We start from the raw sequence: 12,461 nt of genomic DNA, 5'->3' as shown, positions 1-12,461 counted from the left end.
TCGCAAATCCGCCGACGTCCGTTAATGTGGAGCGGACCACGTATGCGGCAGCGTGCTCGTCGATGTTGACGGCGTTGAGACGGATCGGCGGCGGCGCGCGCAGCAGCGCGAGCACGTCGGCCTCATTGCGGACGTCGGCGCGCAGCGCGACGACCGCGAGCCGGAAGGTACCGCGCGTCCAGTTCTCGTGGATCGCCACGAGGCGACCTTTCTTCCGGGTTAGCCGCGCTCGGCAATCGCGCGGGCTATCAGGATAAGCTGGGAAAAAACGGGGACCCGTCGACGGTAGTCTTCACCTGCGCACGAATAGCGCGCTCCAATCGTGCCGCCGCCGCCCACCACGGAGGGTCGCGGTCGGGACGACGAAAGGTGCTCCCTCATACGGGTTCGAGGGTGATAGGTTCAGCATTTGCTGATCGTGTGCCTGCCGCACAGGTGGTGCGGGTTTCGGCTTCGGTAAGGCAGGAAGCGGTTCAAACAGATCGCGCTCGTTGCGCAGGGCGGCGGCGAGCGCGATAGCGGCGAGCTTTTAGACGTCGTTTGACCAATGCTCGCGCATCGCCTGACCGGCGCGTTTGATCATGCTCTGCTCGAAGCAAATCGCGCGACCTCCACCTGACTTGCTCGTGATCTCCTGAGGTTAGGGTCTCGGCTCGGAGAGGTGGCGCGGCGCGGGGGCCGATTTGTGGTGCTGCCAATGGTGCATGACTGCTTCGGCATGGTTCCAGCGTAGGAGCTGCGTCTCATCGAGGGTGCTACGCTATTGCTCGATAGCGTCGCAGTTCTCGACGCATTGAAGGAGGCGGTATCCTTGCAGTCGCTATCGGTTGAAGGTCCAATTTGGCGTTGAGCGCAGCGCGGCTGTCTCTCCGGTAGGCAACAGTGCCAATTTTAGCGCTGCTGCTTGCGTTCGTGTGAGCCATCGGTCACGCGCGAGGTTCGTTACTTAGGAATCGTATTCTTATAAACAACTCCATCCTTCATGATCACGAGAAAGTTCTTCGCGGGGTCCGCCACAAGCGTGATGTTGTCTAGCGGGGTACCATCGACGAGCAGGAGTTGGCGAGCGCTCCTTCTTCCACTACACCGAGCTTGCCGGGATAGGGATTGCGCTTGCCGGACAGCGCCAGCAGTTCCGCGTTTGTCGATGTCGCCATGACCAGTGCTTCGGCGGGGGTGTACCAACGTGTAAGCGAGGCCAGAATTGCTCCTTGTTGCTGTGCCAGCGCCTGGGAGAACAGCACATCAGTGCCCCACGCGGCCTTGATCTTGTACTTCTTCGCCAGTTCGTAGGACCGGGCGATGCCGGGCCAGACCTCATCTGCCTTGGCTCGCTGGACGGAGCCCACCGGAAAGCCCAGCCTCAAGCCTTCGGGGAGCGGCTGCATGCTGAGCCAAACACCCTTGTCGGCGATCAGGTTGGCGGTGGCTTCGTCCATCAGGAAGCCGTGTTCGATACACTTTAAGCGAACCCTGAGATGCTCGGTCCTGTGCGCTCGATAGTGGAGACTGCTTCGAAGGATGACGTACCCCCGGCTCATCTCCTGCTAATTTGTGTCTCCATTCCTTGCTGCCACCCTAGCATACAAAAGCTAAAGCACCTCAGCGCGTACCTGGGCCACGCCGCGGTCTGTAATTCCTAAACTGCGCGCAGCACCGAGCGAAAGGTCGAGGACGCGGCCGCGAACCCAGGGTCCCCGGTCGTTGATACGAACTACTACCGACTTGCTGCTCGCAAGATCAGTTACACGAACTCTTGTGCCGAACGGTAGGTTGCGGTGGGCAGCGGTCATTGAATTCCGAATGAACGGGGCACCGCTCGCTGTTTTTCCTGTCGGATATGAATAGTAAGAGGCTTTTCCAGAAAAAAACTGGTTTGAAGATTGAGGGGCTGAGCGCTCTTCCGGACGACCAGCCGTCTCCCCTCCGGTCGGGGGTCGTTCACGCGGAGGATCCTGTCTGGGCTGGTCCTGTGCCTCGGGTGCCGGTTCTGCGTGCGCTTTTGGAATGATAGACCATCGATCAAGAAAGGTCTGTGCTGAAGCAGAATCTACGTTTACGCACAACCAAACCGGTACTGATACGATTGCAACTATTCCAAAAATAGGGCGCATGGGACGGCCTCACAAACAAATAGTACAAATGAATAACGCAAGCTGTTGAGGCTCTGTTCCTGTCATGCGGGCGATGAAGGGATATATACCGATGCTTCCAACTCATACGTTTGGTGCTTTAGGCGCACCGCAGCAACAAACGCCTATTTCCGAGGTATTGCTTAAGTGAGAGTTTGTTGCTCCCTGATCCACGGCGAGGGAGTGAGAGTTAGATCAACCGCGACTAGGCGCGACAATTTAGATCCTTCCATCAATTAGGCATTGCTCCCGGCCTTACTGCACGCGCATATCTGTTGGCAGTTTTCGGGCCTGGCGCTTCCGGTGATAGGGGGAGAGCAGAAGTTCGCGGGCGCTCGATTTTTCTCATTCGTCGTCCCGTCGGAAAAGCGCTAGGCTAAGCGACACCAAGCCAGCCGCTGCATCCCGAACCACTCAGCGACGCGGCTCAAGGTAGAAGCGATCATGGAGAAGGGAGAAATGGGCATGACCTATTTTGATCTCGGTCCGTATAGCCGCAAAGTCACCACGTCGTCGCCCGATAGCCAGCTTTGGTTCGACCGAGGTCTCAACTGGCTCTTTGGGTTCAACCATGGCGAGGCTATCAAGTGCTTTCAGAAGGCGCTGAAGCACGACCCCGAATGCGCCATGGCGCACTGGGGCGTAAGCTATGCCTCGGGGCCCAACTATAACCTGCCCTGGGTCCGCTATGACCCGCATGGCCGACAGATGGCGCTGTCGGCATCTTACGATGCCCTGCAGGAAGCGCTTGCGCACGCCCGGAAGGCAAGCGCGCTCGAGCGGGCAATGATCCAGGCCCTCACTGCGCGCTATCCCCAGCGCGAGGCGATCGAGGATATGGCGCCATGGGACAAGGCCTACACCAGGGTCATGCGCAAGGTCTTCAATGCCTTTCCTGACGATCTCGAGGTCCGAGCGGTCTTTGCCGAGTCAATCATGAACGAGACACCGTGGCAGATGTGGGACCTGCCCTCCGGCGCGCCTGCGGAGGGCGCGGGCACCGAGGAATGCAGGGCGGTGCTGGAATACGCTTTCGACAGACTTCCGGCTGCATGGGATCACCCGGGCCTGCTGCATCTCTATGTCCACCTGATGGAGATGTCGCCTTTTCCGCAGCGGGCACTGCGGGCCGGTGATCGATTGCGCGAGATCGTCCCCGACTCCGGTCACCTCATCCACATGCCGACGCATCTCGACGTGTTGTGTGGGCACTACAATGACGTCCTTGTACACAATCAGAAGGCGTTGGCGACCGACCGCAGGTTCCTCGCCTATTCCGACGATCCGGGTGTCTATCTGGTCTACGTCATCCACGACTTCCACTTCGCGATCTATGGCGCAATGTTTCTTGGCCAGTACAAACCCGCAATCGCGGCGGCCGAAGAACTGATCGCCACAATTCCGGAGGCGGTGTTGCGCATTGAGTCGCCACCGATGGCGGATTTCCTCGAGGGCTACCTGACGATGAAGCAGCACGTCCTCGTGCGCTTCGGCAAATGGCGCGAAATCATCGAACAAGGGCTACCGGAAGATCGTGAGCTTTACTGCTCGGTTGTCGCCATGATGCACTACGCCAAGGCGGTCGCTCATTCGGCTCTTGGCAATGTCTCCGATGCCGAGATGGAGAAGGCGTTGTTCATGGCGACGAAGACCCGGGTGCCCGAGAGCCGCCGCGTACACAATAATACTGTCGTCAGTCTGCTGAGCGTGGCCGAGGCGATGCTGAATGGCGAACTGGAATATCGAAAGGGCAACCATGACGCAGCCTTCGCCCACCTGCGCAGGTCAGTCCAGCTCAGCGACTCGCTACCCTATGATGAGCCTTGGGGATGGATGCAGCCGACTCGTCATGCACTCGGGGCACTTCTCCTCGAACAGGGACGGATCGAGGAGGCCGAGGAGGCGTATCGCTCTGATCTCGGCCTTGACGGCAAACTGAGCCGCGCCTGTCAGCACCCAGATAATCTGTGGTCGTTGCACGGCCTGCACGAATGCCTGGTCCGTCGCGGAGAAAAGGTCGAGACGGCTCTGATCAAGCAGCGGCTCGACTTGGCGCAGGCGCGTGCGGAGAATCCAATAGGGGCGTCCTGCTTCTGCCGTCGGATGGACGTGGCGGACGCGTAGCCGTTCGCGGCACCATTGCATAGGAGACCCCGCCAACGGACCGTGAGTTCGCAAGATTCCAACCGAAGGTTTCTTCCATGTTTCGGGATTAGACAGATTGACTGCTGCACTTTCAGGGAGGCGAGAATGGCAATCGCATTGATTACTGGCACTAGCAGCGGCATCGGATTGGCCACCGCCGTCACGCTCGCGCGTGGCGGCCACAAAGTTATTGCGACCATGCGAAATTTGGACGGGTCTACCGAACTTCAGAAAATTGTCTCTGAAGAAAAGCTCCCAGTAACAATAGCTGTGCTTAACGTTGATGAGGACGCTTCGGTTGATAGTGCGATCAGCAAGGTATTGTCGGAGCACGGCCGCATCGACGTTCTGGTGAATAACGCAGGCGTGGGCGGCGGCGGATCTGTGGAGGAGGCATCGACAGCCAGGTTCCGCGAAGTCATGGAGACGAATTTTTTTGGCGGGCTGCGTTGTATTAAAGCGGTAATACCAGGCATGCGCGAACGTCGGCAGGGGTGCATCGTCAACGTAACGTCGATCGCTGGCCGAATGGCACTCACTCCGGCGGCAGCGTACAGTGCGTCCAAGTTTGCTTTTGAGGCGTTAAGCGAGTGCCTCGCGCAGGAAATGAAGGCGTTCAATGTCCGCGTAGCGATCATAGAGCCGGGAGTCATCGCCACACCGATTTTCTCCAAGGCGAAGCCAGCGCCCGCCAACAGTCCTTACCCGCATGCCCGACGTCAAAGGGCCTTGTTCGCTGCGTCGCTAACCAAGCCAACCTCGCCATACGTGGTGGGCGAAAAAATATGCGAAATAGTAGACGGCGATAGCTGGCAGCTTCGTTATCCGGTCGGCCCGGATGCGGCACCGTTCCTCAAGTGGCGTGCGGGCAAAACAGATGAAGAAATGGTCGCCCTTGGCGGCGTCAGTGACGATGAATACAAGCTGATGGTCAAACGAGAGTTCGGCTTGGACGTAACTCTTTGAGTGCACGGTGAAAGTAGACGGTCAAATCGACGCGAATGACCCGAAGCAGATATCAGGCTTCGTCAGGCAACAATTTACCTAGGCGCGTCCGTTGGCGCTTCCATCGCCCGCGTTAGCGTGCAGAAGAACGTAGTCGACTTTAATCCAAATGGAGTAAAGATAGCTCTCTTCGCCGACAACCTCATCCACGTGACCGTACGCTCGCCATAATCTTGCCGAGGTGTATACCCTCGTGGCGGATTTTCTGGGCGATTACCTCTCTTACCGTCCGCTTAGCTGACCTTAGTCGATACTTGGCGGAAGCCGCTTTGCCGAACACCTGTCTCGTTCAGAAAAGCCTCAAGGAGCATAGCGCCAGTCTGTAGCATTATCACTCTGGCAGCTTCTAGCTCCTGCGCCCCTTCGGCTTGCTGATCGCTAGTGAGCAAATGAGCGCGAACAATACGGGCCATGCACTCGGGCACTCGGGCATGACGCTCAGTCGCAACCTTGATCGCCTCATCAACAGTTTTGAGGGCATTTGCAGTATCGCCACTCAGTCTGAGCGCATTAGCTAGATCGGCCAGAATACGAGGTTCATTTTCTAGACCGGCCTTTCGCGATCGAGCAAAGCTGAGGGCCTCGGACAAGTCTTCTACGGCTGAAGTGAGCCTGCCCGCCACGATATGAGAAACACCACGACAGGCCTGAGCATAGACTCTCAAGTAGGGATTACCGGCTTTCACAGCGATAGAAAACGCTCGGTCGGCATGCTCTTGAGCCAGTCCGATGTTTCCCTCAGCCCAGGCCAGGTCTACATACGCCCAACTCGGAATGCCGTAATTAGTAGCGTCAACTTGGCTACTGTCTAACTGAATGATGCGATCAAGGAACGGGCGGGCTTCCTCCCCTCGACCTAGCATCACGAGGGTTTGGCCACGCATCACAGTCAGCCATATGTCAATGTCGAAACCGAGTGTTTGTCGGTCGAATTTGACGATCTCGTTCGCCCGGTCCATTGCCTCGATATTCATCTGCAACGCTTCGATCATCTGGCCTGAGAGCCGCAATGCGTGACAGAGGACGGCGTTGAGCGTGATTTGAACGCTTGGATCGTTGCCTTGATCGGCGATCGATTTGGCTTCTCGAATTTTTTCGACATACTCATCTGCCGATCCGCCGTTTGCTATCATCCTTCCGTAAGCGGCGTGAATCAGCGCATTGGCCCGGGTATCGCCCAGGGCTAGCGCCAGTTGTTTAGCTTCCTCGAAGTAAATGAGAGCATCGTGCGCCGGAATTCCTTCGCGCCAGGCAAAGTTTACGATTTGACCGGAGGCCATCATCTTTAGGTAGTCTATCGGTTGAGACGATGGCAGATCCGACAACAACTCGCGAACCTTCTTCCAGATTCGCAGTGCCTGACTTGGATCGTTTGTGCCAATCCAAACCGCCGCTCGCATATTCTGTTGAGCTGCTTTGAGATTCTCGCCCGCCTGCTCTAGGTGATATGCCAAGAGAGAAGCCCTCTCGTCGGCGTGATCCTTGAACAGCGTCTCGATTGCTTGCGCCACTTTTGAATGGAGTTCCCTTCGACGGTCCTGAAGTAGCGATCGATAAGCAACCTCCTGTATGAGGGGATGACGAAATGCGACCAGCCGCTGCTCGAAGGGTGGAACGTCGTAGAGCAGCTCTGACCGTCTCAACCGTTGAACTGCCTGGGAAAGCCCTGATTGATCCAAGCCGCATACGGAGTCTAGAACAGGGATCGAGATTTCTCGACCTATCACTGAAGCGACCTCAAGTACCTGTTTTACAGTCTCCTCAAGTCGATCAATTCGAGCTGCGATCACTGCCTGCACAGTGACGGGTAGCGGGATAGCATCGATGCCGCCTTTCAGTCGGTAAGCTCCCACCTCTCCTTCGAAGTCGCCCCGCTCCACGAGTGCATTGACTAGCTCCTCGATAAAGAATGGATTGCCCTGGGCACGCGCAACGATATTTCTAGTCAACAACGCTAATGATGCATCATTGCCGAGACGATCTTGCAGAAGAGAGATCGCTTCCGCGGGACCCAGCGACGGCATGCTGATCTGTCTATAGTGCGATCGCTGCATTAGTGGGGCTACAAAGCCGGGTCTGAAGTTTAGGACCAAAAGTGTTTTCGTGCCGACTACGGCATCGGCTAGTGCCTCGACAAATTCTTCACTGGCTGAATCGATCCAATGCAAATCCTCAATGATGACGACACTACTTCCTGAACGAGGTAGAGTTCTTACAAAATCGAGGAGCTGCGTTTTCCTAGCCTTTGGATCGAGCTTGGGAGCCGGGTGCTGCGGATCGCCCAGTCCAAGGAACTCCAGCAGTATGAGCGAAAATTGCTCCGAAACTGAGAGGGCTGCTAACCTATCACGGACTCGATTGCGTAAGACGTCTGCCGATTCTTTCGTTCGCAGTCCAAAATAGTCCCGCAACAATTCTAGTACCGGCTGAAATGGGGTGGCCTTACCGTGCGCCAAGACGCGAGCCTCAAACACACGGATGTCTCTGCCCCGACAGCTTTCGGCGAACTCGAAACAGAGGCGACTTTTCCCGATTCCAGCCTCGCCGACAACACCGACGACCCGACCATCGCAATTCATCGTATGGGCTAGCTCGGACAAAAGAGCAGAGTTTTGCTCCGACCGACCTGTGAGCGGACTGAGCCGTATTCCACTTCGAAAAACTCCGCTCGATGGAGCATGTTGGAGTCCCTTTAGCCTGAAAACCTCAACGGGTGCCGCGATCCCACGAACAGATTGCGGCCCTAGCGGCTCAACTTCGACAAACTGTTTCGCAGCGACAAACGTTTCGCGGGAAATCAGGATGCTGCCTGCTTCTGCGAGGTGCTCCATTCGGCTCGCAAGGTGCACATTTGCGCCAGCTGCATCATAGGTTTGATACATCCCATGCTCTATCGCCTGAACAACAACCTCTCCGGTGTGAACTCCGACTCGGATCTGCAAATCACGATCGCCAATGCGAGTCATTCCATCCTGCATTGCTAAAGCTGCGAGACAGCCACGAACCGCATGATCCTCATGAGGCTGTGGCGCACCAAATAACGCCATTACTCCGTCACCTTGAGATTTGTTGACGACGCCATCATAGCGAACCACCGCTTCATTCATTAGGTCGAGAATGGGCTGAAGACGTTTCATTCCCAATTCGGGATCGCCCAATCCATCAATAAGACCGGTAGAATTACGAATATCGGCAAACAGAATCGTCACGTGTTTGCGTTCTCCACCCTTCGCTTGGAGCGATTTCAGGACGTGTTGCCACGATTGATTTGATATCTGCGCGGATGTTGGCTTCAAGACAGCGCTACATCGCCCACAAAAGCGAGCGGTCGGTCCATTGAGGTGACCACAGGCGCTGCACTCAATTCCGAGGGTAGCCCCGCATCCTTCGCAATACTCATTGGTCGCCTTGTTCTGGCAACCGCAACGCAGACATTGCATCTGTAGCCTCTCAGATAGCAGCGACAGGAGCCTGCAGTTAGGATAGCTATAACGCTATCCCGCATCAATTCTATGCTGCGCCGCAGCAGTGTATACTATGCCCCGGCTCCAGAGCTGCCTACAATCAACCAGCCGGACCGATGCATTATAGGAGTTGCATGGGAGTGCGGCGCATGAGCCGACTGGCTTGATCGTCGATAGGGAACGAGCGTGCTGTCTATTGCCGAAATTCGGCGCGCGCTGGAGTGGATGAGTATGAGCCTCTTGAATTGGCCTGTCGAACAGATTCAGCTTAGTCAACGTGCTCGCCTGCGACGGAAAGCGCTTGCTCTCAGGCTGCTGGACCAATTCGGTCAGGGCTTTCCCGATATAACTTACGAGCTGTTTTGGGAATCTCCGACAGTTAATGCCCAGGCCTGGCGGCTCGGTCCAGCCCGATATGTTCGGGTTTATGGCGGCCTTGTGCGTCATCAGGCCATTACGAAATACGGATTGACTTTGATGCTGGCGCACGAGACGGGCCATCATTTAGGCGGATTGCCACACGATCCCGCCATGCCGTGGATGACCTGGCAAGGTCAGGCGGACTATTGGGCAGCCAGTATTGCAATGCCGCAAATTTGGGGACCACGTGCGTGTGAAGCGACGTTGAGGGCAGCTCGGGAGATCGTGAAATTGCATGGAATTATTGCAAGCCAGATCGAGGACGACGAACCCGATCTGTCGCCGGATTGCCGATATTCCATATTGCGCTCGGGAGCCCTCGGCCAGGGCATGCCAAGTTGCGCGCTAGAGGCCTTCGCATTGATTTCAGATGACAGTCCTGAATTGGAGGAATAGGCTTTTTATTTTCAAAAGGTGTCAATTGGGGAGGGAAATATGGGCGGACTGATTCAAACCAAAGGGACACAGCGGCTCGCAAAACTGTTCAACAATCGGTTCGATCCCTTAAGCACAGCACGGTCTTGGGCGAACAACATCGACGGTGCTCAAACAAACCTTTGCGCTGCCTTTAGAAACCCTGGCGTTAACCTACTGACTTTATCAGACGGCTTCATCGCACAGTATGCCTCAGCGGCAACGTGGCCAAATAATGGAAACGATCTACTTTACCCTAGCGCTACAATGACGGTGCAAGTACTACCGGCTGCAGGCAGTCTCAACAGGATAGGGTTTAAACTTCCTCCGGGGCGCACAAATATTCCGGGCCACATCCAAGCGAATGCGTCGTTTCGGAATCTAGACAACCGAAGAACATTTCCCGCTGGAACAACTATTTCAAGCATATCGGCAGTTGGCGCTGGGGGCACTTTCACCGTTACATTCAGTCAGAATCCGAACCTCGCAAATCTCGCCCTCTCGGATAGGATAAGTTTCGGCCTGGAGAAGCATGGACAGCTTGTCCGACGTTGGCGCTGGTACCTTGCGCATGACCTGCAGCCAGAGAATCATGCTGCCATAAGATCCGCCATTTCATCTGCCCTCGACGATAATGATTTCACAAAGATCACCTTTCAAACCATCGAGGAAACGCAACGCGTGATCGCTAACGCTCAGAGACAGACCGACAACACCAATGATGAGTTCGACGGCACATTCATACTGAATATAATACTACTGACGCAGCAAACCACCGCGCCCGATCCGTTGGACCCGCAGCAGTAGCGGATTCCAGCCGCTGAGTGTGCCCGAAGGGCCCAGGCGTGCCTTCTACCCTTGATTACGAAATTTCATGTTTCAACCGGTTTTCCGCGGTTGCCTTCGGTTCCTCTGCTAGAAGTTTATAGCTCCGGATTGCCAAAGGGCAAAGTCTAGCCGTTCGAGCCCGGATGCGTTGAGCTTGCCGTCCGTGACTGTCTCAGCTTGACCAAATGGCTTTGCACCATCAATTTCTTCGGCAATTCTATCCAAATGCTCCCACATGTAGTTATCTTCCGAACCATAAAAGAAATCGAAATCGTCACCTCTCAGCGATTTTGGGTTATTGAAACGCGGAGGCGGTGCCGTCCCAACAATCAAAACGCATGTCTTTTGTGGAATAGGCTCTCTGGTATTGAATGGATGTCTCACGCGCATAGCCGGTCCGCTCCGCTGCCCAATCTCGAAACGTTGATCGGAAGCCGTGTACGGTAATGTCGAGTCGGCCCATCCGTTTCAGTACCTCGGCCATCGCCATATTTGAGATCGCAACGCCCTTGCGGCTGCCGGGGAACACAAAATCTCCCTCACGCGGGAGAGCTTCCAGAATTTTGAGCGCGCGGCTCGTTAGGGGCACGCGATGCTCTGTCTTGGTCTTCATGCGTCCGGCCGGGACGGTCCACAGCTTCGCATCCAGATTCATCTCAGGCCAGCGGCCGCCGATGACTTCGCCGGTCCGGGCGGCATTTAGGATTGTGAACTCCAAAGCTCTCGCGGCTATGCCTTCGCGGGCAGCCAGTTGAGACATAAAGTGGGGCATCTCGGTAAAGGGCAGCGCGGCGTGATGTTCGACCTTCGCAATTGTATTGCGCGCGGGTAGGGCGTGGATCAAGTTGCCGTCCCATGCGGCGGGATTTTCTCCGCTGCGATAGCCGCGCGTCTTCGCAAAATCGAGAACAGCCTCGATACGGCCGCGCACCCGGCTCGCCGTCTCCGTCTTGCTGTACCAGATCGGCTCGATCGCTTTCAGAACCAACGCCTTGTCGATCGCTGCGACCGGCAGCTTTCCGAGCGCCGGATAACGGACATGGTCGGGTGTCTAACAGTGGGCGTGTTTGAGGCAAAGCCGACATCGACGTTCCATAACATCGCATACGCGAATCCACTCACGCCGATGGCGCGCCATCGCTAATCCTGGAGCGCCAGGGCAATCCGGCTGAGCATTTCGTCAATCGCCGCCACTTGCGCCTTCAAGGCTTCGATCTGCGGTCCCATTTCCGGGTCCATCGTCCCGATGGGTATTCGCAATTCGCACATTGAACCATCGACAATTTTCGGCTGTTGCCGATCGGTGTGAACAGCGCAACTTCAAAACTATGCCCGCTCGGTGCCCGCGAGCGCCGGCGACTCCCCGGCGCAGTCCGGCCTGACCTGCGGCTTGCAGACGATGTCGGCTGCACATTGTGCGCACCGCCAAGCCTATCGTTCGAAGTAACGTCTGCCTCTCCAATGGGGATTGTGCCTGTGCTCATCGCCGGCCGCGTCGATCGACGACATCGCATCCGGATCGTGGCATTGAAGACTACATCATGCGGATTCTGTAGGTATCCACGGCTGCTTGCCGCCGTCTTTCGCTATCGCAAAGGCAAATTCGTTGCACTGGCTAGGCGCGGTTACAGCGATCAGCCTTGAAAGGGGCTCGATTAAAAGGCCAACAGCACGTAACCATCGATTGCCGCTCGCCGTGAACCTTGCGACTGGAATGCGGAGATCGTGAAAGAACTTTATGCTTGGAACGCGCGAAGGATCAAAGCTGACAATCGTCTTCAGCACCTCTCGTTCGGTCCATCGGTAGATGAAATTGGGAACTCCTGTATCGGCCACACCGCCTTTGCCGTCAACAATGCTGGTGATTTCGTAGTCCATTGTCAGTCCGAGCCGGACAGCGATCCGCATTGCAAGATTATCGCGCGCCTCAAAGGCAACGGCGCACTTTCGGCACACCCTATACATCTCAAGCAGGGCGCGGTGTGGCGAGTAGCAGTGATGCAACCCGGCGTGAACGATCACAACGTCAAACGATCCGTCCTCATAGGCAAGG

At 56.2% G+C, this 12,461-nt stretch carries 9 protein-coding genes and 3 pseudogenes; 5 read left to right on the top strand and 7 right to left on the bottom strand.

All coding sequences use genetic code 11. From position 1 onward, the window contains the following. Positions 1 to 52: 52 nt before the first annotated feature. A complete protein-coding gene (locus tag JQ600_RS25235; protein ID WP_212390656.1) occupies positions 53 to 223 on the top strand; it encodes a hypothetical protein in 171 nt (56 codons plus the stop codon). Between the two features lie 719 nt (positions 224 to 942). Here the strand turns inward: JQ600_RS25235 and JQ600_RS25230 are convergent. Together JQ600_RS25230 and JQ600_RS37635 are read right to left on the bottom strand one after the other, a co-directional pair. After that, positions 943 to 1,466: pseudogene (locus tag JQ600_RS25230) on the bottom strand (amidohydrolase family protein); the annotation flags it as partial. Between the two features lie 126 nt (positions 1,467 to 1,592). Then, on the bottom strand, positions 1,593 to 2,114 hold the full coding sequence (locus JQ600_RS37635) for a septal ring lytic transglycosylase RlpA family protein (protein ID WP_212390657.1): 522 nt from the start codon (positions 2,112 to 2,114) through the stop codon (positions 1,593 to 1,595). A 483-nt stretch (positions 2,115 to 2,597) separates the two neighbouring features. Here JQ600_RS37635 and JQ600_RS25220 point away from each other — a divergent pair, with 483 nt between their 5' ends. Both JQ600_RS25220 and JQ600_RS25215 read left to right on the top strand, forming a co-directional pair. Beyond that, positions 2,598 to 4,256: a tetratricopeptide repeat protein gene (locus tag JQ600_RS25220; protein WP_212390658.1), complete on the top strand. Its 1,659-nt coding sequence runs from the start codon at positions 2,598 to 2,600 to the stop codon at positions 4,254 to 4,256. A 126-nt stretch (positions 4,257 to 4,382) separates the two neighbouring features. Continuing rightward, positions 4,383 to 5,243, top strand: a complete 861-nt coding sequence (locus JQ600_RS25215; RefSeq protein WP_212390659.1) for an SDR family oxidoreductase — start codon at positions 4,383 to 4,385, stop codon at positions 5,241 to 5,243. Positions 5,244 to 5,515: 272 nt separating this feature from the next. Here the strand turns inward: JQ600_RS25215 and JQ600_RS25210 are convergent, their stop codons facing one another. Next, the gene (locus JQ600_RS25210; protein WP_312011071.1) at positions 5,516 to 8,491 is read right to left on the bottom strand and encodes an adenylate/guanylate cyclase domain-containing protein; all 2,976 of its coding nucleotides are present in this window, start codon (positions 8,489 to 8,491) and stop codon (positions 5,516 to 5,518) included. Between the two features lie 441 nt (positions 8,492 to 8,932). On the opposite strand from JQ600_RS25210, the gene JQ600_RS25205 reads away from it, so the two are divergent. Then, on the top strand, positions 8,933 to 9,562 hold the full coding sequence (locus JQ600_RS25205; protein WP_212390661.1) for a hypothetical protein: 630 nt from the start codon (positions 8,933 to 8,935) through the stop codon (positions 9,560 to 9,562). Between the two features lie 39 nt (positions 9,563 to 9,601). Continuing rightward, positions 9,602 to 10,387, top strand: a complete 786-nt coding sequence (locus JQ600_RS25200) for a hypothetical protein (RefSeq protein ID WP_212390662.1) — start codon at positions 9,602 to 9,604, stop codon at positions 10,385 to 10,387. 316 nt (positions 10,388 to 10,703) lie between these two features. Here JQ600_RS25200 and JQ600_RS25195 read toward each other — a convergent pair whose 3' ends face one another. The 4 genes and pseudogenes from JQ600_RS25195 to JQ600_RS37625 form a co-directional block, all read right to left on the bottom strand. Then, positions 10,704 to 11,252 (bottom strand): tyrosine-type recombinase/integrase, encoded by a 549-nt coding sequence (locus tag JQ600_RS25195; protein ID WP_409410667.1) that lies wholly within the window; start codon positions 11,250 to 11,252, stop codon positions 10,704 to 10,706. A gap of 15 nt (positions 11,253 to 11,267) precedes the next feature. Beyond that, a pseudogene (locus JQ600_RS37630) lies at positions 11,268 to 11,429 on the bottom strand (phage integrase central domain-containing protein); the annotation flags it as partial. Between the two features lie 518 nt (positions 11,430 to 11,947). Then, positions 11,948 to 12,286 (bottom strand): hypothetical protein, encoded by a 339-nt coding sequence (locus JQ600_RS25190; protein ID WP_249136076.1) that lies wholly within the window; start codon positions 12,284 to 12,286, stop codon positions 11,948 to 11,950. Positions 12,287 to 12,319: 33 nt separating this feature from the next. Beyond that, positions 12,320 to 12,460: pseudogene (locus tag JQ600_RS37625) on the bottom strand (methyltransferase domain-containing protein); the annotation flags it as partial. Position 12,461: the final 1 nt, after the last annotated feature.

The sequence above is a fragment of the Bradyrhizobium sp. AUGA SZCCT0176 genome (assembly GCF_018130145.1).
In the GTDB taxonomy this organism is placed as follows: domain Bacteria; phylum Pseudomonadota; class Alphaproteobacteria; order Rhizobiales; family Xanthobacteraceae; genus Bradyrhizobium.
The sequence above is the reverse complement of the archived record's forward strand: the minus strand, read 5'-3'. Positions and strand labels throughout refer to the sequence as shown.